The 20,487-nt window shown below is 60.3% G+C and carries 15 protein-coding genes, 1 tRNA gene and 5 pseudogenes; 12 read left to right on the top strand and 9 right to left on the bottom strand.

Features of this window, described 5'->3' with window-relative positions; translation table 11 throughout:
* Positions 1-121: 121 nt before the first annotated feature.
* A complete protein-coding gene (locus ACSQ8Y_RS02025; RefSeq protein WP_436264803.1) occupies positions 122-922 on the bottom strand; it encodes a DUF2145 domain-containing protein in 801 nt (266 codons plus the stop codon).
* A 2-nt stretch (positions 923-924) separates the two neighbouring features.
* The gene (locus ACSQ8Y_RS02030; protein WP_436264804.1) at positions 925-1,362 is read right to left on the bottom strand and encodes a hypothetical protein; all 438 of its coding nucleotides are present in this window, start codon (positions 1,360-1,362) and stop codon (positions 925-927) included.
* A gap of 130 nt (positions 1,363-1,492) precedes the next feature.
* Between ACSQ8Y_RS02030 and ACSQ8Y_RS02035 the strand changes: the two genes are divergently transcribed.
* The gene (locus tag ACSQ8Y_RS02035) at positions 1,493-2,224 is read left to right on the top strand and encodes a helix-turn-helix domain-containing protein (protein WP_436264805.1); all 732 of its coding nucleotides are present in this window, start codon (positions 1,493-1,495) and stop codon (positions 2,222-2,224) included.
* Between the two features lie 136 nt (positions 2,225-2,360).
* Entirely contained in the window at positions 2,361-4,247 is a 1,887-nt protein-coding gene (locus ACSQ8Y_RS02040; RefSeq protein ID WP_436264806.1) for an MFS transporter, read from the top strand.
* 587 nt (positions 4,248-4,834) lie between these two features.
* On the opposite strand, the gene ACSQ8Y_RS02045 is transcribed toward ACSQ8Y_RS02040, so the two are convergent.
* From ACSQ8Y_RS02045 to ACSQ8Y_RS02055, 3 genes are all read right to left on the bottom strand, one after another.
* Positions 4,835-6,340, bottom strand: a complete 1,506-nt coding sequence (locus tag ACSQ8Y_RS02045) for a hybrid sensor histidine kinase/response regulator (protein WP_436264807.1) — start codon at positions 6,338-6,340, stop codon at positions 4,835-4,837.
* 5 nt (positions 6,341-6,345) lie between these two features.
* Positions 6,346-7,854 carry an ATPase domain-containing protein gene (locus ACSQ8Y_RS02050; protein ID WP_436264808.1) on the bottom strand — a complete coding sequence of 503 codons (1,509 nt, stop codon included), beginning with the start codon at positions 7,852-7,854 and terminating at the stop codon, positions 6,346-6,348.
* Positions 7,855-8,058: 204 nt separating this feature from the next.
* Positions 8,059-8,547, bottom strand: coding sequence for an N-acetyltransferase family protein (locus ACSQ8Y_RS02055; protein ID WP_436264809.1), 489 nt, complete (start codon positions 8,545-8,547; stop codon positions 8,059-8,061).
* A 125-nt stretch (positions 8,548-8,672) separates the two neighbouring features.
* Here ACSQ8Y_RS02055 and ACSQ8Y_RS02060 point away from each other — a divergent pair, with 125 nt between their 5' ends.
* Complete coding sequence (locus ACSQ8Y_RS02060) at positions 8,673-9,284, top strand: TetR/AcrR family transcriptional regulator (RefSeq protein ID WP_436264810.1); 612 nt, start codon at positions 8,673-8,675, stop codon at positions 9,282-9,284.
* 10 nt (positions 9,285-9,294) lie between these two features.
* Positions 9,295-10,002, top strand: coding sequence for a fumarylacetoacetate hydrolase family protein (locus tag ACSQ8Y_RS02065; protein WP_436264811.1), 708 nt, complete (start codon positions 9,295-9,297; stop codon positions 10,000-10,002).
* Positions 10,003-10,076: 74 nt separating this feature from the next.
* Here ACSQ8Y_RS02065 and ACSQ8Y_RS02070 read toward each other — a convergent pair whose 3' ends face one another.
* Positions 10,077-10,901 (bottom strand): SIR2 family NAD-dependent protein deacylase, encoded by an 825-nt coding sequence (locus tag ACSQ8Y_RS02070; RefSeq protein ID WP_436264812.1) that lies wholly within the window; start codon positions 10,899-10,901, stop codon positions 10,077-10,079.
* A gap of 63 nt (positions 10,902-10,964) precedes the next feature.
* On the opposite strand from ACSQ8Y_RS02070, the gene ACSQ8Y_RS02075 reads away from it, so the two are divergent.
* A tRNA-Pro gene (locus ACSQ8Y_RS02075) sits at positions 10,965-11,041 on the top strand.
* 151 nt (positions 11,042-11,192) lie between these two features.
* Positions 11,193-11,474, top strand: a pseudogene (locus ACSQ8Y_RS02080) (RES family NAD+ phosphorylase); the annotation flags it as partial.
* A gap of 63 nt (positions 11,475-11,537) precedes the next feature.
* On the opposite strand, the pseudogene ACSQ8Y_RS02085 reads toward ACSQ8Y_RS02080, so the two are convergent.
* Both ACSQ8Y_RS02085 and ACSQ8Y_RS02090 read right to left on the bottom strand, forming a co-directional pair.
* Positions 11,538-12,299 (bottom strand): annotated as a pseudogene (locus tag ACSQ8Y_RS02085) (IS5 family transposase); the annotation flags it as partial.
* Between the two features lie 150 nt (positions 12,300-12,449).
* Complete coding sequence (locus tag ACSQ8Y_RS02090) at positions 12,450-13,184, bottom strand: IS5 family transposase (RefSeq protein WP_436264813.1); 735 nt, start codon at positions 13,182-13,184, stop codon at positions 12,450-12,452.
* 59 nt (positions 13,185-13,243) lie between these two features.
* Between ACSQ8Y_RS02090 and ACSQ8Y_RS02095 the strand changes: the two are divergent.
* Positions 13,244-14,264, top strand: a pseudogene (locus ACSQ8Y_RS02095) (IS110 family transposase).
* Between the two features lie 285 nt (positions 14,265-14,549).
* On the opposite strand, the pseudogene ACSQ8Y_RS02100 reads toward ACSQ8Y_RS02095, so the two are convergent.
* Positions 14,550-14,876, bottom strand: a pseudogene (locus tag ACSQ8Y_RS02100) (transposase); the annotation flags it as partial.
* Positions 14,877-15,188: 312 nt separating this feature from the next.
* Between ACSQ8Y_RS02100 and ACSQ8Y_RS02105 the strand changes: the two are divergent.
* From ACSQ8Y_RS02105 to ACSQ8Y_RS02125, 5 genes and pseudogenes are all read left to right on the top strand, one after another.
* Positions 15,189-15,785, top strand: coding sequence for a protease pro-enzyme activation domain-containing protein (locus tag ACSQ8Y_RS02105; RefSeq protein WP_436264814.1), 597 nt, complete (start codon positions 15,189-15,191; stop codon positions 15,783-15,785).
* A gap of 99 nt (positions 15,786-15,884) precedes the next feature.
* Entirely contained in the window at positions 15,885-17,213 is a 1,329-nt protein-coding gene (locus ACSQ8Y_RS02110) for an IS4 family transposase (protein ID WP_436264815.1), read from the top strand.
* A gap of 91 nt (positions 17,214-17,304) precedes the next feature.
* On the top strand, positions 17,305-18,936 hold the full coding sequence (locus ACSQ8Y_RS02115) for a DUF4214 domain-containing protein (RefSeq protein WP_436264816.1): 1,632 nt from the start codon (positions 17,305-17,307) through the stop codon (positions 18,934-18,936).
* A 94-nt stretch (positions 18,937-19,030) separates the two neighbouring features.
* Complete coding sequence (locus ACSQ8Y_RS02120) at positions 19,031-19,681, top strand: hypothetical protein (RefSeq protein WP_436264817.1); 651 nt, start codon at positions 19,031-19,033, stop codon at positions 19,679-19,681.
* 417 nt (positions 19,682-20,098) lie between these two features.
* A pseudogene (locus ACSQ8Y_RS02125) lies at positions 20,099-20,260 on the top strand (IS110 family transposase); the annotation flags it as partial.
* Positions 20,261-20,487: the final 227 nt, after the last annotated feature.

Genomic DNA, 20,487 nt, shown 5'->3' on the forward strand with positions numbered 1-20,487 from the left:
GCCGATGCGATCCTGAAGCGCGCAGTGTCAGCGCGCGGTCCGGAGGTCGGGCAAGAAGACTTGCGGTCGACGACAGGCGCCGACGACGCGCGGCGGCACTGGCTGTCCGGGCCGACACCGGTCAACGGACGGTAAGCTCGCGCGCCTGCCTGTCTTGCTGCTTGAGAAAGCGCATCACCGCGTCCACCGTCACCGTGTCGATCTGGCCGGCCATGCGGCGGTCGGTGGGGTGGTCGTCGAAGGCGACGTTGGCGCGGAACATGCGCGCGCCCAGCCGCGCCAGCGCCGGGATCTCCACCGTGATGGGACGGAAGCCCGCCTGCTTCAGCCAGGCCTGCGCCTCCGCGCGCGTCTCGACCTGGCCCGGCGCGGCGCTGGCGGCGGCGTAGGTCTCCAGCACCCACTGGTTCGAATTCTGGTACTGCGTGGAGTAGGCGTAGGACAGCATGTTGTACCTGGCGTCGTGCAGGCGCCGCGGCGTGCCGGAAGCCAGTACGCGCGCCAGGCGCGCTTGCACTTCCGGTGCCGGGACCAGGATCTGCGATTCGTACAGGTACATATCGTCCAGGAAGAAATTGCCCAGGCCTTCGTTATACAGTGCCGAGGACGCGCTGCCGCATTCGTTCAGCTCATGTACCACCAGCCAGCGGCCGCGTTCCTGGTCGCGCCACACCATCGCCATGTGCGAGTACTTCAGGCGGTATTTGCTCAAGTCCTGCCCGGCGCGGGCGATGAAGGCCACTTGCGCGCCGCTCTCGTCGAGCACGCGGCTGGTGCGCTGAGCCAAGTCCATGCCTTTGACGACGGTTTGCAGTTCGAGCGGCTTGTCCTCGCAGCTTTGACCGGCGCGGGCAGCGAGCGGCAGTGCGGCAAGGCCGGCCAGCGCTGCAAGCAGTGCCAGGGAAATCGTCGCGCGGCGCATGCTTATTGCCCCACGCGGCTGTGGTGGATCAGCGCCGACCCCATCTCGTTCGGGATGAAGGCGATCGCGGCGCCGGACATGACCAGCACGTAGCCGGTGGAGATCGCCGTCACGGTGACGGCCTGGCCCACGGCGCGCGACATGCGGTCTGCCGCCTTGGCGCTGAGCTTGACGGAGGCAGTGGCGGCCTCGGACGCGCCCTTCAGCACGACGACGCTGCCGTCCGCCACCGCGTCCACGCTGGCGATGACGACGTAGCCGGACGCGGCCACCGCCGACATGGAACCCAGCAGCACCATGCCCGCCGCGCCGGACAGCGCTTCCGATGCGCGCGACAGTTCGGAATTCTCGCCGCCGTTCGCCCCGTTCGCGGCGTGGGCGATGCTGCTGGAGGTGGCGGCAGTGATGGTCAGCAGGGATATGAGCAGCAGGCGTTTCATGGTGGGCTCCAGTGGTTGAGTGGAATGCATCATGGGCCCTGATTGTGGAATTGGCAATCTGCCTGATACTGGTTAGTTGGCAAGGCGATATGGTATTATTTTTTAATACTTTTCACGAAAAACTGGCGCCATGTCCAACACCAGCCTCATGATCGACGCGCTGAAACGGCAATTGAAGGCGAGGGCTGTGACGTATGCGGAACTGGGCCGGCGCATCGGCCTGTCGGAGGCCAGCGTCAAGCGCATGTTCGCGCTGCGCAGTTTCACGCTGGAGCGGCTCGAGCAGATACTGCAGGCGATAGGCATGGACTTCGCCGAGTTGCTGCAGGCGGCCACCGACGCGCCCCAGTTGATCGCGCAGCTGACTTTCGCGCAGGAAGAGGAGATCATCGGCGACACGAAATTGCTGGTGGTGGCGGTGGCGGCGCTGAATCTGATCCCGCTGGAGCAGATCGTGGCGGTGTACCGGATCAGCGAGGCCGAAGCGGTGAAGTATCTGCTGCGGCTGGACAGGATCGGTTTCCTGACGCTGTTGCCGAACAACCGCGTCAAGCTGCTGGTGGTGCGCACCTTCAGCTGGATACCGAACGGTCCGATCCAGACCTACTTCCGCGACGAGGCCTACGGCGATTTCCTCGATACCCGCTTCGCCGGCGAGCAGGAGCTGATGAAGCTGGTGAGCGTGATGCTGTCGCAGCGCTCGGCCATGGCACTGCTGGAGCGGCTGAAACAGGTGGCCGGCGAGTTCTCCCAGCAGCACCAGGACGACGCCCGGCTGCCGTACGAACAGCGCCACTCGCTGACGTTTCTGCTGGCGGCGCGGCCTTGGATGCCGAGGGCGTTCAAGGCCTTGATGCGCTAATGCGCGCGCAGTCGCGTTGACTTGCATAGCCTTGCGTTTAGTTGCGCCGAGTCATGACGATGTTGCGGCGCCGGGTTGTCGCCACCGGCTTACTGATGTATTTTGTCAATATTCCATTTTTGCAAAGACCTCGACCATGAGCAAGCCCAGCCAGTTTTCCCTGCTGACGCAGCGCCGCTTTGCCCCGTTCTTCTGGGTCCAGTTCCTTGGCGCTTTCAACGACAACCTGTTCAAGACCGCGCTGATGGTGGTGCTGGCCTTCGAAGCGGTCAGCTGGACCGATCTGTCCGCCTCCACGGTGACCAATCTGATCCCGGGCCTGTTCATCCTGCCTTACGTGGTGTTCTCCGCCACCGCCGGCCAGATCGCCGACAAGTTCGAGAAGGCCGGTCTGTCGCGGCTGGTGAAATGGCTGGAAGTGGGCATCATGCTGATGGCCGGCGCGGGCTGGATGACGCACACGCTGTGGCTGCTGATTGCCGCCGTGGTCGGCATGGGCGTGCACTCCACCTTGTTCGGCCCGGTCAAATACGCCTATCTGCCGCAGCAGCTGAAACCCGAGGAACTGATGGGCGGCAACGGCGTGATCGAGATGGGCACCTTCGTCGGCATCCTGCTGGGGCAGGTGCTGGGCGCGGTGCTGGTTTCCTACAAGGGCATCGGCATCGAGATGGTGGCGGGCGCCACGCTGGCGGTGGCGGTGATCGGCCTGCTGGCCAGCTACCGCATCCCGCTGACGCCGGCGCCCGCGCCTGAGCTGAAAATCAACTGGAACCCGGTCAGCGAGACCATGCGCAACATCGCTTTTTCGAAGCAGAACCGCAGCGTGTTCCTGTCCATGCTGGGCAACTCCTGGTTCTGGTTCTACGGCGCGCTGATCCTGGCGCAGTTTCCGGTCTACGCAAAGGACTATCTGCACGGCGACCACAGCGTGTTCGTGCTGCTGCTGACGGTGTTCTCGCTGGGCGTGGGCACCGGCTCGCTGCTGTGCGAGCGGCTGTCCGGGCACAAGGTGGAGATCGGCCTGGTGCCGTTCGGCTCCATCGGCCTGTCGCTGTTCGGCGCCGACCTGTATTTCGCCAGCCAGGGCTACAGCAACGCGAACGCGGTGGTCTGGTTGGGCTTCCTGGCGCAGGACGGCGCGCTGCGCATCCTGTTCGACATCGTCATGATAGGCGTGTTCGGCGGCTTCTTCATCGTGCCGCTGTTCGCGCTGATCCAGATCCGCTGCGAACCGGCCCACCTGTCGCGCACCATCGCCGGCATGAACATCCTGAACGCGCTGTTCATGGTGGCCGCCACCGGCGTCGCCATCGTGCTGCTGGGGCAGGGCTTCACCATCCCCGAGCTGTTCCTGGCCACGGCCGTGATGAACGCGCTGGTGGCGGCCTACATCTTCTCGCTGGTGCCGGAATTCCTGATGCGCTTCCTGGCCTGGCTGCTGATCCACACGCTGCACCGTGTGAAGACCATAGACGCCGACCGCATCCCCGACAGCGGCCCGGCCGTGCTGGTGTGCAACCACGTCAGCTATGTCGACGCCATCGTGATCGGCGCGGCCAGCCCGCGCCCGATCCGTTTCGTGATGGACCACCGCATCTTCAAGATGCCGCTGCTGGGCTGGATCTTCCGCACCGCCAAGGCGATCCCGATCGCGCCGGCCAAGGAAGACCCGTGGCTGATGGAGAAGGCCTTCATCGACATCGCGCAGGCGCTGCACGAGGGCGACCTGGTGTGCATTTTCCCGGAAGGGCGCTTGACCACGACGGGCGAGCTTAACGAGTTCAAGGGCGGCATCGCCAAGATCATCGAGCGTAGCAAGGTGCCGGTGATCCCGATGGCGCTGCGCGGGCTGTGGGGCCACCTGCTCAGCCGCAGCAAGGAGAACGTGTTCGAGCGCACCTTCCGCAAAGGCTGGCGTTCGCGGCTGGCGCTGGCCGTGGGCCACCCGGTCGCGCCGCTCGACGTCACCCCCGAGCTGCTGCGCAAGCAGGTCGCCGAACTGCGCGGCGACTGGAAATAAGCTATTCGTTAAAGCAAGCCGAACCTCGCGGCCGCCATTCCCGCGCAAGCGGGCATCCATGCTGAGCGGACGTGGATGCCCGGCATGGGTCCCCGCTTTCGCGAGGACGACGCTGTAACTTCGGTATCTTCCCAGAAAAGCTCGTCATTCCCGCGCAAGCGGGAATCCATGCTGAGCGGACGTGGATGCCCGGCATGGGTCCCCGCTTTCGCAAGGACGACGCTGTAACTTCGGTATCTCCCCCAGAAAAGCTCGTCATTCCCGCGCAAGCGGGCATCCATGCTGAGCGGGCATGGATGATAGGCATGGGTCCCCGCTTTCGCGAGGACGACGCTGTAACTTCGGTATCTTCCCAGAAAAGCTCGTCATCCCCGCGCAAGCGGGCATCCATGCTGAGCGGGCTTGGATGCTAGGCATGGGTTCCCGCTTTCGCAAGGACGACGCTGTAACTTCGGTATCTTCCCAGAAAAGCTCGTCATTCCCGCGCAAGCGGGAATCCATGCTGAGCGGACGTGGATGCCCGGCATGGGTCCCCGCTTTCGCGAGGACGACGGGGCTGTAATTTCGGTGTCTTCCCGGAAGGCGGCTCAGGATTGCTGGGCGGCCAAGCGCAGCAGGTCGTCGAAGTCGACCGGCTTGATCAGGTGCTGGTCGAAGCCGGCGTCCAGGGTGCGGCGGCGGGCGTCGCTTTGGCCCCAGCCGGTCAGCGCCACCAGCTGGATCTGGCTGCCGCCGGGCTGCTGGCGGATCAGCCGCGCCGCCTCGTAGCCGTCCATGCCGGGCATGCCCAGGTCCATTACGATCAGGTCCGGTTGCTGCTGGGTGGCGGCTGCCACCGCCGCGTAGCCGTCGTAGGCGGTGCTGACGTCGAAATTCTCCATCTTGAACAGCGCGCCCAGCGAATCGGCAGCGTCGCGGTTGTCGTCCACCACCAGCACGCGCGTGCGGCGGCTGTCCAGCGCCGCGTCGCGGAACGCCGGCGCGGCCTCTTGCGCCGCCGCGGCGTGCGCCGGCAGCGGCAATTTGATGATGAATTCGCTGCCCCGGCCGATGCCCTCGCTGTATGCTTCGACCGTGCCGCCGTGCATCTGCGCGAACTGGCGCGCCAAGCTCAGGCCTATCCCCAGCCCGGCCGAGATCTGCCCGCTGACGGTGCGGCTCTGCTCGAACATATTGAAGATGTTGGGGATGGCGTCGGCGTCCAGGCCGATGCCGGTGTCGCGGATGCTGACCCACAGCATGCCGTCCTGGCACCAGGCGCGCAGCGCGACCTGGCCGCCGGCCGGCGTGAACTTGATGGCGTTCGACAGGATGTTGGAATACACCTGCACCACGCGCGCGTAGTCCGCGTCCAGCATCACCTCCTTGCCCGGCATCTCCTGCTCGAGCCGGATGCGCTTGGCGGTGGCGGCCTGCTGGATCAACTCCACCACGTGCCGCATCACCACGCTGAACGCGACGGGCTCGCGCTGCAGTTCGATCTTGCCGCTCGTGATGCGCGCGACGTCGAGCAAATCGTCCACCAGCCGCGTCAGGTGCACCACCTGGCGCTCGATCACTTCCTTGATGCGCGCGGCCGGCGCCGACTGCGGGAACAGATGCGGCAGCAGCGCGGCCGAGGTGCGGATCGGCGCCAGTGGATTGCGCAGCTCGTGTCCCAGGCTGGCCAGGAATTCGTCCTTGCGCCGCGTCGCTTCGCGCACCTGGTACTGCTTGTCGCGCGCGCGCAGCTGGGCGTGCAGCGCGGTGATCAAGGTGACGGTGCGCACCGGCCGTTCCAGCAGCGTGAGGTTGCCCAGGCTGATCACCGCGCGCCGCACCAGCAGCGAGTCGCCGCCCCGGTGCGTCAGCAGCAGGATGGGCAGGTCCGACCAGTTGGGCTGCTGCTCGACGAAGTCGGCCAGCAGGCGGAAACCGCTGGCCGACAGCGCCTCCTCCACGGTCAGCAGCGCCCCGGCGCCGAGCATCAGCTGCTGTCGCAGGTCGCCGACCGTGTCGCAGACATGGCATTCGACGCCCGCCACGTCCAGCACCTTGCGGCACAGGGCGGCGTTTTGTCCGGTGGGGGCGTAGACGAGGATGCGCTTTTCCATGGCGTTCAGGGCGCGTTGTGAGGCGTACTCAGCGGCGCGTCGGTGGAGGGGTGGAGATAGGTCGGCACGCCGGTCAGCACGCCATGGAAGCCGTTCAGCACGTCGCCCACCTTGGCGCCGCCCATGCCGATGGTGAAGTCGCGCAGCGTGCGCTCGTGGCGGCTGCCGCGCTTTTTGAACACCGAGATGGCTTGCCGCACTTCGCCGTCAGCTTCGAAGTAGCGCAGCATGATGACATTATCGGCGATGTAGCTGGCATCGACTGCCGTGGTCATGGCGCCGCCTATCATGCCGGCCTGCACGCCGACCACGATGGTGACCACGCCGCGCTGGCCCAGGTAGGTCAGCAGTTCGTGCAGATAGGTCGACAGGAAGCGCTCGTCCGGCACCGCGTTCAGGTAGCCGTTCAGGCTGTCGACAACGATCACGCGCGCGTCGCTGGCGGCCGCCTGCACCACCGCCTGCGTGAACTGGCCCGGCGTCAGTTCTGCCGGGTCGACCTGCTGCACGGTGAGCAGCCCGGCCGCGATGGCGCCGTTCAATTTCAGGCCCAGGCTTTCGGCGCGGTTCAGCATGTTGTTGCGCGATTCCTCGAACAGGAACATGGCGGCGCGCTCGCCGCGCTGGCAGGCGGCGGACACGAACTGCGCCGCCACCGTGGACTTGCCGCTGCCCGGCGGGCCGGCCACCAGGGTGCTCATCCCTTCTTCCAGGCCGCCGCCCAGCAGTTCGTCCATCGCCGGCAGGCCGCTGGAGAGCTGGCGCCGGGTGCCGGCCACACGCGTGTCGGCCGCCACCAGGCGCGGGAACACGTGCAGGCCGCCGTGCAGGATGCGGTAGTCGTGCATGCCGCCGCGGAAGGCGATGCCGCGGTATTTCACCACGCGCAGGCGACGCCGTTCGCTGCCGTAGGACTGGTTGGCCAGGTCCAGCGTGATCACGCCGTGCGCCACGCTGCGCACCTGCAAATCGGTGCTCAGCGCCGTGCGGTCGTCGAGGAAGACGGTGGTGCAGCTACGGCTGGCCAGGTACTGCTTGAGCGCGAGCACCTGGCGCCGGTAGCGCAGCGGGCTTTCGGCCAGCAACTGCAGCTCAGACAGCGAATCGAGCACGGCGCGGGTCGGCTTGAATTTTTCGACGGCGGCCAGGATGCGCTGGGTGGTGGTGCCCAGTTCGATTTCAGACGGATGGAAGATCGAATACTGCTGGTCCGGATCGAGCGAACTTTGGTCCGGGATGATTTCCTCGATATGGATGCCGTCCAGCGTCCAGCCATGCGAGTGCGCCACCGAACTCAGTTCCACGGCGGTCTCGGCCAGCGTGATGTAGAGCACGGACTCGCCCTGGCGTACGCCCTCGTTGAGAAATTGCAGCGCCAGCGTGGTCTTGCCGGTGCCGGGTTCGCCTTCGACGAGGTATAGCCGGTCGCGCGTCAGGCCGCCCGCCAGGATGTTGTCCAGGCCGGGTACGCCGGAAGAGAGGAAGCGCCCACTGTCGATATTTTGCTGTTCCATGATAAATCGCCGAGGAAAGAAGTCTTGCAATAATCATAGCGCAGGCGGAGAAAATGCCATTTACGATACGCGTCAGCTTGCAACCGCCTCATCTCATCAACTGGAAATGGCTGCGGTTCTCTTGATGGGGTTGGAGTGATCGTTCATTCTATGAAGGCCATCGGTGGAACGCGCTGGTGTCGCGACGCGCGCTGTACGCGGCGCTTATGAGGGCTGCCACTCCATGGACGCGTACAGGCCGTCCAGCCCTTTCATGATGAAGTCGCAGCGCTGGCACAGGCGCTGCGCGGGATTGCCAAGCAGGACGTTGACGCGCACCGGCAGATGCAGGCGCCGGCCATGCGCCTGCAGGCCGCGCAGCAGCCCTTTGCCGATGCCGCGTCCGCGATACTCCGGCAGCAGGGTCAGGTCGACCAGGCGCAGTTCGGTCTCGCCGTAATACACGTAGAGGCGGCCGATCGGCCTGTCCCGCTCGACGATGATGGTGACCTCGGCGTCCGGATAGAGCAAGCGGTGGTCGGTCTGCTGCGCCTTGCACTGGACCGACTGCAGCATCGCCTCCGTGGCGGCGTCGCAGCCGTGCAGGCGGAATTCCGTGCCGCGCGCGCTGGCGTACAGGCGCTGCAGGAAAGGCTGGTCGGCTGGCGTGGCAGGGCGCAGTTCTATCGAGGGGGCGGTCTTGTAGGTGATCATGAGCGGCACCCATGGCTGGTTTCTGTTGTTTTTATGGTATCACCAATCCGCGCAGGCGGAGCGCGCCAAATTGACAAAATGCCTGGCCTTGGCCACAGTACCGGATCGAACACGAGGAATCCCGCATGAGCATCACCGAAAGACGGCATAGCGACCCGGAACGCGCGCAAGTGCGCCGCAAGCAGGTACTGGACGCGGCCGCCGACTGTTTCGGCCGCAGCGGCTTTCACGGTGCCAGCATGGCCGAGATTTCCAAGGCTGCCGGCATGAGCGCCGGCCATATCTACAATTATTTCGACAGCAAGGACGCCATCATCGCCGCCTTCGTCGAGCAGAACGTCGAGCGCGTGTCGGCGCTGATGCGCGACCTGGAGCAGCATGCCGACCCGTTGCAGGCGATGGTGGACGACGTGGCCAGGAGCCTAGGCGAGCATTTCGATCCCAACACCTGGCCGCTGGCGCTGGAGATATCGGCCGAAGCGGCGCGCAATCCGAAGATCGCCGCAGTGGTGCACGACGCCGACCTGCGTTCGCGCACGCAGTTCCACGCCATTCTGAAAATGGCGCGCGCGCGGCACGGACTGGCGGTGGACGATGAAACGCTGGACGGCGTGGCCGACTGCGTGATCGCCCTGTTCCAGGGACTGGATGTGCGCGTGGTGCACCATCCGGCGCTCAACGAAGCCGCGCTGGCACGCCGCATGGCTATCGCCATCAGAGCCATTTTATTCACGTGATCCCTCTATTATGAAACCCTACATCTTTCCCCCACATGACATCGCCGGCCTGCCGGTCGCCGGCACGGATGCACTGTTCCCGGTCCGCCGCGTGTACTGCGTCGGCCGCAATTACGCCGGCCACGCCCGCGAAATGGGCTCCGACCCGACGCGCGAGCCGCCGTTCTTCTTCTGCAAGCCGGGCGACAGCGGGGCCGTGGTGCCCGTGCCGGCGCAAGGCGTGACCGAACTGCCGTATCCGCCGCAGACCAGCAACTACCACTACGAGTGCGAACTGGTGGTGGCCATCGGCAAGGGCGGCAGCGACATCGCGGTCGAGGACGCGCTGGCGCATGTGTTCGGCTACGCGGTCGGGTTGGACATGACGCGGCGCGATCTGCAAGGCCAGATGAAGGACGCCGGCCGTCCCTGGGAAATCGGCAAAGCCTTCGACTACTCGGCGCCGGTGGGCGTCATCCGCCGCGCCGATGAAGCGGACGCCATCGAGCGGGCTGCCATCACGCTGGAAGTGGACGGCGCGGTCAGGCAGTCGAGCCACATCACGCACCTGATCTGGTCGATCAGCGAGACCATCGCCAACCTGTCCACGCTGTTCACGCTGCAGCCGGGCGACTTGATATTCAGCGGTACGCCGGAAGGCGTCGGCGCGGTGACGCGCGGCCAGACCATGGTCGCCAGCATAGAAGGCTTGTCGCCGATCACGGTGAAGGTGGTCTAGGCCTTCCGGCGCCTTGCACCCCACGCAAGTACGCTATCGGGCAGGGCTGCGGCTGTGCCCGGGGCCGGCCTGGCTTAGGCTAGCCTGGCTGCGATCGCGCGCAGCCCTTGCAGCGCGCCCATCGCGATGCCTACGTCCTGCGCGCCCGGCACTTGCGGCTCGCGCGGATTGATCCTCACCAGCCGCCCGCCGTGCTGCTGCACAATGCGGTGGCTGAAATGCCGCACCGATGGAATCGCCGTCCCTGCGCCCAGTTCAATCACCAGCGGCTGTTTCACGCGCGCCAGCCAGGCTTGCTGCCGGGCGGCCTGCTGCTCGGAGCGGCGCTCCAGCCACTCCCAGTCGCCGAACATCAGGATATTGGGCCGCGCCAGCCCGCCGCAATGCGGGCAGGTGGGCGGTGCGTTGCGCAAGCGGCAAGCTGCGGCATCCACATCCGGCGCAAACTCATCCGCGCTCCAGATATCCCCGCCGCACGGCGCCATGCACTGCAAGTGATGAATCGAGCCGTGGCACTCGACCGTCCGTTGCGGATCGAAGCCCGACAACTGGAATTGTCCATCGACATTGCTGGTGAAGACGCTGGCGCCGTGCTCCATCCTCGCGCCCCAGCGGCGCAGCAAGCCGAAGCCCTCGTGCGGTGAAGTCGCGCGATACAGCGCCAGGCGATGCCCGTAAAATCCCCAGGCCAGCGCCGGATCTTGCCGGAACGCCTGCGGCGACGCGATGCTGGTGAAATCCATCCGCGCCCGGCCCAGGGCTGGATAGGCCTTCCAGAAACCTTCGTTGCCGCGAAAGTCAGGCAGGCCGGAGTCCACGCCCATCCCGGCGCCGGCCGAGACGATGAGTGCGTCCGCCTGGGCGAGCAGCTCGGCGGCAAAGTTGATGGAATTAATCATCAGTTAAGCATAAAGCACTCTTACCAAAATCCCAAACGTGCTGCTATAATGTTCGGGTCCAGTCGGGGCGTAGCGCAGCCTGGTAGCGTACTTGCATGGGGTGCAAGGGGTCGGAAGTTCGAATCTTCTCGCCCCGACCAGACAAATCAAAGACTTAGCGAAAGCCAGCGGAAGCTGGCTTTTTTATTTCATTGGTTTACACCCGGTATACACACGTTTTCCTTTTGCTGGCGCATTTTCCTTTCGGCAACTCGAGCCAAGCTTAAGACTCAGGCGGGCGGTCAACTAGTCGTGGATGCTGGGCCAGGGACTCCGCTCAATCACCTCTATCGCTCTCGAGTATTTCAAGCAGAAGGCGGGCTCAAGGCAGCTCTGTGTCGTCCGGACTCCAGCATAGGATCACCGCCGTCCAAACTGGCGCGCGCTGGCCGGATGAACGCACAGGGCATATCGGTCTTCTATGGCGCGACAACGGCGAGGGCCGCTATTGCTGAAGTCCGGCCGCCAGTCGGAAGTCAAGTGGTCGTTGCCAGATTCGACATCACGCGGCTGCTACGCCTACTCGACCTGACTGTGCTGAGTGACGTGCATGAGGATGGCAGCATCTTCGACGCCCCCTTCATAGAGCGCTTACACCGAGCTGCGGCCCGACTTGTTCTGCGCCACATGGGGTGTGACGCTCATGGCTTGGCAAGCCTGCACAAATTCGGCCGCGTCGTAGCCTTTGTCCGCGCCCAGCGTGATTTCCCGCTGCGGATCGTCCAGCGCCTGGCGCGCGTCGTTGATCATGGCCTTGGCCGCTTCCCGTTCGGCATAGCCATCGGCCTTGGTCACCATGGCGCTGGCAATCAGGCCGTGGCGGTTATCGCTGAGAGTATGGCCGATAAAGCGCAACTCGCTGCCGGTGTTATTGCCCTTGCGGTACAAGCGCGAGTCCGGGTCGGTTTTCGACTGGTGGGTGTCGTTGCTGCGCTTGCTGCCTTTGAAGTCGCCGCCGTCGCCGTTGTTCTGGTCGTCATCTTTGCGCACGAAACTTTTGTGGCCAGCCCAAGCCTGGATCAATGTGCCGTCCACGCTGAAGTGTTCGCCCGAAAGCCAGTCTTTTTTCTCGGCGATGGCCAGCACTTCGTTGAAAAATTCAATGATCGCGTCGTGCTTGACGAGGCGCTCTCGGTTCTTGGTAAACACCGTCGGCACCCACACAGCATCGCCCATAGACAGCCCGATGAACCAGCGGAACAGCAGGTTGTACTGGACCTGCTCCATCAACTGGCGCTCCGAGCGAACGCTGTACAGCACCTGCAGCAGCATGGCGCGCAACAGCTTTTCGGGCGCAATACTGGGACGGCCGCCTTTGGTGTCGGCTTCGTACATTTCGGCGAACAGGCCGTTCATCTTCTAAGGGGAACCTCGAATTACAGGGAAATCGGCTCTAGGCGTGAGGCCGATATTGGCCGTTGAGGGACGAGCGCGAGCCCGCCGAGCCATTTCGCGGCCATCTCATCATCTAAACCGCGTGTTTTCTGCGGTCCAGACGGACTATGGGCGTCAGAACGCCTCGACCTGGGCCTCCTTCAGGTAGGAAAGACGGCGCAAATTGTAGGCCGCGACCTTCCAGTTCAGGTGCAGCGTGGCGCGCGCCAGGCCGATCGAGCGCAACACCTTGCCGCCCAGCTGCGCCAAGCCGGCAAAGACATGCTCGACACGGGCGCGTGGCTTGGCGATGCGACGGTTGCGCCGCTCCTGCGCCATCGACAGCGGTTTTTCTTTGCTGCCTTTGCGCTGGATATGCATGCGCCAACCTTCGTCCGTCAGCCGCGCCTCGCGTTTGCCGTTGACGTAGCCCTTGTCGGCGTAGACGTCGCGGCTGGTATTGCACGGATCGAGCACGTCCTCCAGATGCAGGGTGTCGTGTTCGCTCGCCGTGCAGATCTTGATTTTGCGGATTAACTTGTAGCGTTTGTCGGCACTGGCCGAGAGCTTGTAGCCGAAGAAAGACTTGCTATGTTTCTTGGTCCAGCGCGCATCGGTGTCCTTCTGGCGCCGCTTGGCAGGCTTCCAGTCGACGGGCGTCGCGTCCTCTTTTACGACGGCCTTTTCATCCTTGCTCAGCGATTGCTTTGGTACCTGCACGAAGCTGGCGTCGATCATCTGGCCGCCGCGCGCGATGTAGCCGTGCTTGGCCAACTGGCGGTTGACCGCGTCGAAGATGCTTTCGCTGGCGCCGGCCTGGATCAGGCGTTCCTTGAACAATGGAATGGACGCCCCCACCCGTAACGGCATCGAATGTGCCAAAGTGGAAGTGTCGAGCAACCACTTGAAGAACCGAGGGACGCGTTATCATGAAGATTACAACGATCGGCATCGACCTGGCTAAGGCCGTATTTCAAATTCATGGCGTGAATGCGCAGGGTAAGGTCATGCTGAAGAAGCAGCTCAGGCGCGAGCACATGATGGCGTTTTTCACAAGCCTCGTGCCTTGCCTGATCGGTATGGAAGCTTGTGGCAGCGCACATCATTGGGCCCGCAAGTTGCAGGCACTTGGCCATACCGTGAAATTGATGGCGCCGCAGTTCGTGAAGCCCTACGTCAAGACGAATAAGAACGATATGGCAGATGCCGAAGCAATTTGCGAAGCGGTTAGCCGTCCGAACATGCGTGTCGTGCCGATCAAGGATGTCGACCAGCAGGCGGTGCTGGCAGTGCACCGTGTCAGACAAGGCATGGTGAAGGCGCGTACCGCCCAAGCCAATCAAATACGAGGGTTGCTCAGCGAGTTCGGTCTAATCATTCCACAAGGGATTGCGTATATCTACCAGCGTGTGCCAGCACTTGTCGAGGAGGCCGGCGATGCCTTGCCGGGCGCATTCCGTGCACTGGTGCTGCGCATGCTCGACCACATCAAGGAGCTTGATCGTCAGGTTGGCGAGCTGGAGTTGCAGATCCAGGCGTGGCATCGCGCCAGCGCGTTGAGCCGCAAACTCGAGAAAATACCGGGCATTGGTCCGATCACGGCCAGTGCGTTGGTGGCATCAATCGGCAATGCGCGAAATTTCCAGAATGGTCGTCAACTGGCGGCGTGGCTGGGACTCGTTCCCAGGCAGCATTCCACCGGCGGTAAGTCGAACCTGTTAGGTATCAGCAAACGCGGCGATAGCTATTTGCGCACCTTGCTGATCCACGGTGCCAGATCAGTTATTCGGTACGCTGAGAACAAGCTCAACGGGCATGAATGGCTTCGGGCGATGATGGGTCGCCGCAATAAAAACGTGGCGACGGTCGCGTTAGCCAACAAGAATGCGAGGATCGTATGGGCTATTGGCCCATGAGCGGGAGTTCCGTTCCGATTACGCTTCCACGTAATCGGAACGGTTCGGAAAAATCCATCACTACGTCGGAAGCGAACAGGCAGTTCCGTCCACCGATTGCCCAAGCAATCAAAAATGATGGCAGACAGGTAAGACCGTGGTTGGTAAAGCCCGAATTTGGACTGGCACTAAAAGTGCGTTTGAACGATCGAGGCACCAATCAGCACATTCCATCAGGGACACTGACCGGGCGAGCATCACGGCAGCAGTCCGAATGTACGGGTGCAATCTTTACCTTACGTCGTCAACAATGAGCGCTTGGCAAACTGGGGGCGTCCATGTACGTCCAGATCGTGGTCCGGTCCGGATTCTGGCTGCTGGCGCGCAAGCCAGCAAAGCGCTGGAAGCTCAGCCGGTCAAGCAGCTGGAACTCCATCTGTTCATCGGAGAGATTGAACAACTGCTGGATCAGCAGCACCCGCACCATCAATTCGGTCGGGAATGGCGGGCGGCCGCCACGTTCACGGCTCGGTCTCGGCGCGGCGTGATCGACTTCGGCGGCCAGCGCCGCGAAGTCCACGTGCTGCTCCAGCAACCGCAGCGCGTCGCCAAGCTTGTTCAGCTTCGCTTCGCGCTCCTGGTCTGCAAACAGGCTGGTTTTGATCATCGGAAGAAGGTCAGTGTTGGCTCAGCGACATCATGCCATTTTTGGGGAGGTTTTTCGAGGTTCCCAACAGGTGCAAATCGCGCTTTCCCGTCGGCTCTGAAATGCCCTCTACCGCAGGAACCATGGTTAATTCACTTTGAATAGTCACGATATTTTTCCCAAGTTACACACTCGAAGTAACGACGTGATTGCAAAATACGCAACATTTGGATAGATTTTAAGCTAAAAAAAATTGCTAAGATGCACTGCAAACCATGATTGTCGACGAACTTCCACCAGATAGTCGATCAATAAAAATACAGTGAGGAAATATTGAAAACAGAAAATGGATTAAAAATTTTAGTATACGCATTCTTGGCAGCTCTTCTTACATCATGCGGTGGCAATTCAAATGAGGGTTCGCCCGCAATTCTTACAGCAAGCACAGTTCGAATCGGCGGATCACCAACCATAGCCGAGACAGCTTTAAATCCAGAAGAAAAAATTCATCTGGTTTTTCCAGTTCAGCTTAATGACAGACAAGGCTTGGATCAATATATTGCAGAAATGCATGACCCAACCAGCCACAATTATCATAGAACTCTAAAGCCAGATGAGATCAGGGAACGATTCGGGCCAACCCATGCTCAAATAAATAAGTTAACGTCTTTTTTACGGTTGAATGGATTTTCTAACGTTATCGTCTCCGAAAATGGAATGATTGTAGAATCAAACGCAGAAAGCAGCCTTATCGAGTCAACCTTTAAGACAGTAATTAAAAAATATTCCATGCCGGAAGGTAGGTTGGCACACGCGAATAGTACTCCGGTAACCATTCCTGCAGAAATATCGGGTATTATCAGCTCTGTATATGGATTAGACACTGTCAATCTGGTTAGACCCATGCCCTTATACATAAGTCGGATCTGACCGAAGCGCACCCAGAAAACCCGTTTACATTCAAGGACTTGCAACGCCCCTTGTAAACTACCGCCATTTCGCGTTTACTCTCGCCTTTTAGGTGACGCGTTGACGATAGCATCAGCACACTGGGCGGCCAATGAATTTGCACAGTTGGATCTCGGCGACGCGCGCCTCAACAAGCGAGCGAGGACGTTGATGGAACGATTTGCAGCCGATCCGGTGGCCAGTATCCCGGATGCCTGCCATGGCTGGGGCGAAACGATGGCGGCCTACCGTTTCTTGGGTAACGAGGCGGTCGATTGGCGCGACATCATGGCACCGCACTGGGAGCAAACGCGGCGCCGGATGCAGGAGCACCCCGTGATGCTGTGCCTGCAAGACACGACCGAATTGAATTTCAACGGGCAGGAGACCGAGGGGCTAGGGCCGTTGAGCTACGAGGCCCAACGCGGCATGTATTTGCACCCTACCTATGCCGTGACGCCGGCGCGCGAAGCGCTGGGCGTGCTCGATGCCTGGATGTGGGCGCGCACCAAGAAGGACGACTCCGGCAAGCGGGGTGGTCCGAAGGAAAGCCTGCGCTGGGTGGAGGGCTACGACCGCATTGCCGAGATGGCGGCCGACTTCCCGCATACCAGGCTGGTCTATCTGGCCGATCGGGAAGCCGATTTGATGCCGCTGATGCGGCGTGCTCAAGAGTTGGGAGCGCCAGCTGATTGGTTGATCCGTGCGGCGCACAACCGCTGCCTGCCTGACGGCGGCAAGCTGTGGGACCACACCACGGCCGGCCCCGTCCTGGGCGAGATCGCGTTCACGATGGCCTCCCGGCACGGCGTCAAGGCAAGGCCCGTGCGTCAGCAACTATGGGCTCAGCGCATCGAACTTCCCGCAGGCAAAGGCAGGGTTGCCGTGACCTGCATCGTGGCACGCGAGATCGATGCGCCGAAGGGGGCCAAGCCGGTCGAATGGCGCTTGCTGACGAACCGGCAGGCCACCAGCCGGGACGAGGTCATCGAATTGATCGACTGGTATCGCGCACGCTGGGAAATTGAAATGCTGTTCGATATCCTCAAGAACGCCTGCCGCATTGAAGCGCTTCAATTGTCGCAGGCGGGCCGGCTGGAGCGCGCCATTGCCATGTATCTCGTCGTGGCTTGGCGCGTTGCGCATCTGATGCGCTTGGGCCGTACTTGCCCCGATCTGGACGCTACACAATTCTTTGACCGGGCAGAAATTCAGGCGGCGTACATGCGCAGCAAAGGACCACCGCCGGCATCACCACGCCTGAACGAAGTGCTGCGCCTGATTGCCGGATTCGGCGGCTTCCTAGCTCGCAAAGGCGATGGAGAACCCGGCGTCAAAGCAATTTGGAACGGACTCAGAAAAGTGCGCATGGCAGCCGAGGCCATCCGCGCTGTCTCGACCTATCGATGAAACGGATTTCTGTATAAGGGCATGGGTTAGACCACATAACACTTCAGTCAGGACGGGTGAATTAACGGTTACTGCAGACCTTCCCGGAGCTTTGTCTGCTCATAGTCCAACCCAATTTCCAGGAATATATAATGTCGGCACCACGGCTGCGGCTAAAACTGTCACTGCCGCCATTATAGCTTGGGGAGATGTTAGTCCTTCAATTTCGGACTTGCGTAAGTTTGAGCAACAGAATTCCTTACCCACCACGCCCACAAGCGTTGTGACGACAGGAATACCAAGTACCGATACGGCTAGCACCATTGAATGGAGTCTTGATAGCCAAGCGATAGTTGGCATGTCCGGTGGCGTTCGACAACTTAATTTTTACGTCTCACAGTCAGCTGCGTTCGGAGATGTTTTAGTAGCGATTAATGCCGCTATACAAGCCAATGCTGCACAAGTAGTCAATATGTCGTTTGGCATCTGCGACACGGTTGGAGCGACTTCGTTTGATTCCAGCTATTTTGCAGTTGCGATTGCTCAGGGACAGACCTTTGTGGCCAGTACTGGTGACTTTGGTTCAAATCCACCTAATTGTTCGGGCACCTCTGTTCAGTACCCTTCTAGTTCTCAATATGTCGTCGCTGTGGGTGGTACATCTCTCAGAACAAATGGTTCTACCTATGCCGGCGAAACGGCATGGAGTGGCTCGGGCGGTGGAATCGCCAAGTATACGACAATTCCCTTCTGGCAGTCTATTGTCCCATCCCTGTCCGGCGGTTCTTTGCGCGGCGTACCGGATATTTCATTTGTCGCCGACCCTCTTAGTGGGGCAATAATTTATTCTAATGGAAGTCCAATTCAAGTCGGAGGAACCAGTCTGTCAGCCCCGCTTTTCGCCGCGACTTGGGCGCGGATGCTAACAAGTTGTGGAAACCTTGGGTTTGCGTCTCCGACCCTTTACGCTTACGCGAAGGGAAGTCCCACTATATTCAACGACGTTATGAGTGGATCAAATGGCGCTTACAGTGCGACGAGCGGCTGGGACTCAGTGACGGGTTGGGGCAGCATCAATATCAATAACTTTAAGACCTCAATTTGCCCGGGCGCGGCCCATATCGCTGCAACACATGCGCTTTATTTGGCATATCTCGGACGCCCTGCTGACCCAAGTGGCTTAGCCTTTTGGAGCAGCTCTTTAAAGAATGCAAATGCTCCGAAGTCACTAACCGAGCTACTAAACTCATATAGTACAAATACGAGTGTAGCCGCTCTCATTAACTCACTTGCCAGCAGTACCGAGTCTCAATCATTCTACAACACGCCCAATAACACGGCATTTATCACACAAGTATATAATGTTTTATACAACAGAAATCCAGACTCCACCGGTTTAACTTATTGGCTTAATCGAATTAATAATGGCGACGTTAGCAAAGCACTTCTTCCACTCGCAATACTACAAATGGGACAACGTCAGTTCTCAAGTGACGCAGTAATAAGCGGGAATAAATTTGCAGTAGCGACAAATTTCACCGCAACACTAACTACGACTCAATCTGCCTACTACACCGGTCAGATGGCCAACATTTCCGCTCGCCACTTGTTGCAAAATGTTACATACTCAACTTCTCAATCGTCGAACTTCAATTTATACTATATTCAGCCTGTCTATGTAAGTGGCTATCAATCGTCAATAAATTCTGCCATATCTGCAATTTTGGCTGGCGTTCCTTATTAATCTGCAACTTTTCAGATTACATGAGAGCTCTTCCCGGCACTAAAATTTTAGTGCCGTTTTAAGTCTTCTCTATAACTTATTTTAAAAATTATATATGAACAAACGTAAATTTCTAATCCCTCTTGCAAGTTTCATAGCGCTAGCAGGATGCGGTGGAAACAGCTCATCAAATCCTATCGCCCCCACTCCAAGCAATGCCATCATTGGCGGCAATCTAACTGGCTTACCCAGTGGCTTAACGTTGCTTTTACAAAATAATAGCTCCGAAATTGTCAGTATCAACGCCAATGGTTCTTTTTCCTTTGGAAAAAAAATTCCCGAAGGTTCGAATTATAGCGTCGCGCCCTTGGTTCAACCGTCTGGAGCAAACTGCATAGTTTCAAATGGCACAGGCACAGTCACACACGGAACTGATAGCATTTCTAGCATCGGCGTGACTTGCCAATCCGCTGCCGTTGGACTTGCTAACTTCAATGTAGGCGCGACTGTTTCCGGACTTTTACCAGGAAATAGTGTCGGCCTTTTGAACAATGGCACGGATAAGCTGGTGGTGAGCGACAATGGGCTGTTCGTCTTCTCACAGTCTTATGCCAAGCAAGCCGTATATGCCGGACGATTAGGGGGCTACAACGTAACCATTCAGACAAATCCAAGTTCTCAAACCTGCACCTTAACTAACGCGTCCGGCGAACTTTCTTTGTCCAATGTGAGCAATTTCGTCAACATTTCCGTTTTATGCAAATAACAAGGAGATGCCTTGCGAAAACTTTGATTTGCATAAGGTATAGGTGCCTGTGAAGTTGGCCATCAGTATAGGGAATTCCATTATCGGGAAATCGCCTTTAAGCATGAGGCGATAACACCTAGTGAGGCGCAGGCGCGATCCATGGTGCCGATGAGTTGGCCGTTGCGGCATCGAAACCGCCTGTTTTCGGCGAGCTAAACGGACTAAAGGGGACCTCGAAAAACCCCGCCGAAAATGGCATGATGTCGCAGAGCCAACACTGACGGGGACCTCGAATAATGGGATGGACGCCTCCCTCCTGATGCAGGCCACGTCGGGTAAGCGCAGCCGGGCACGATAGCCGGATCGCAAGCAGGCGCCGACGCCCGGTTATGCGATAGTGGACTAGTCGATAACCAGTCCGCAAGGAGAGTCATCATGGACAGGACACCGATCGTCTACGGCGTCGACTTGGCGAAGAACGTGTTCCAGATGCAATGGGTGGACCCGGAAACCGGTGAAATGATGAATCGACAGGTCAAGCGTGCCGGTGTCTTGGCCCATTTTGCGAACCGCGCACCGTGCCTGGTCGGCATGGAAGTGATCCGCTTGGATTTGCAGGAGACTTTTCGTGGGCAAGTTTGGTCCGTGTATAACGGGGTGCCCTAGGGAGCCGCTGATTTATTCATCGGCACCCAAGCTTGCTGCCGGCAGAACCTGAGACAATACGACACCGCCCACAACTGCACAGCCGATCATGCAACGCAGCTTTTCCGACCTCGAGTACGCCGCCAAAAAGAAGCTCACGCGGCGCGACCGATTCCTTG

This window comes from Pseudoduganella sp. LjRoot289 (assembly GCF_964252925.1).
Taxonomy (GTDB): Bacteria; Pseudomonadota; Gammaproteobacteria; order Burkholderiales; family Burkholderiaceae_D; genus Rugamonas.

Excerpts from the sequence above, each read along its gene's own strand:
- ACSQ8Y_RS02035 (WP_436264805.1), top strand. The coding sequence starts at position 1,493 with ATGTCCAACACCAGCCTCATGATCGACGCGCTGAAACGGCAATTGAAG.
- ACSQ8Y_RS02120 (WP_436264817.1), top strand. The coding sequence starts at position 19,031 with ATGAACAAACGTAAATTTCTAATCCCTCTTGCAAGTTTCATAGCGCTA.
- ACSQ8Y_RS02025 (WP_436264803.1), bottom strand. The coding sequence starts at position 922 with ATGCGCCGCGCGACGATTTCCCTGGCACTGCTTGCAGCGCTGGCCGGC.
- ACSQ8Y_RS02070 (WP_436264812.1), bottom strand. The coding sequence starts at position 10,901 with ATGATTAATTCCATCAACTTTGCCGCCGAGCTGCTCGCCCAGGCGGAC.
- ACSQ8Y_RS02030 (WP_436264804.1), bottom strand. The coding sequence starts at position 1,362 with ATGAAACGCCTGCTGCTCATATCCCTGCTGACCATCACTGCCGCCACC.
- ACSQ8Y_RS02060 (WP_436264810.1), top strand. The coding sequence starts at position 8,673 with ATGAGCATCACCGAAAGACGGCATAGCGACCCGGAACGCGCGCAAGTG.
- ACSQ8Y_RS02090 (WP_436264813.1), bottom strand. The coding sequence starts at position 13,184 with ATGCCGTTACGGGTGGGGGCGTCCATTCCATTGTTCAAGGAACGCCTG.
- ACSQ8Y_RS02065 (WP_436264811.1), top strand. The coding sequence starts at position 9,295 with ATGAAACCCTACATCTTTCCCCCACATGACATCGCCGGCCTGCCGGTC.
- ACSQ8Y_RS02040 (WP_436264806.1), top strand. The coding sequence starts at position 2,361 with ATGAGCAAGCCCAGCCAGTTTTCCCTGCTGACGCAGCGCCGCTTTGCC.
- ACSQ8Y_RS02045 (WP_436264807.1), bottom strand. The coding sequence starts at position 6,340 with ATGGAAAAGCGCATCCTCGTCTACGCCCCCACCGGACAAAACGCCGCC.
- ACSQ8Y_RS02055 (WP_436264809.1), bottom strand. The coding sequence starts at position 8,547 with ATGATCACCTACAAGACCGCCCCCTCGATAGAACTGCGCCCTGCCACG.
- ACSQ8Y_RS02050 (WP_436264808.1), bottom strand. The coding sequence starts at position 7,854 with ATGGAACAGCAAAATATCGACAGTGGGCGCTTCCTCTCTTCCGGCGTA.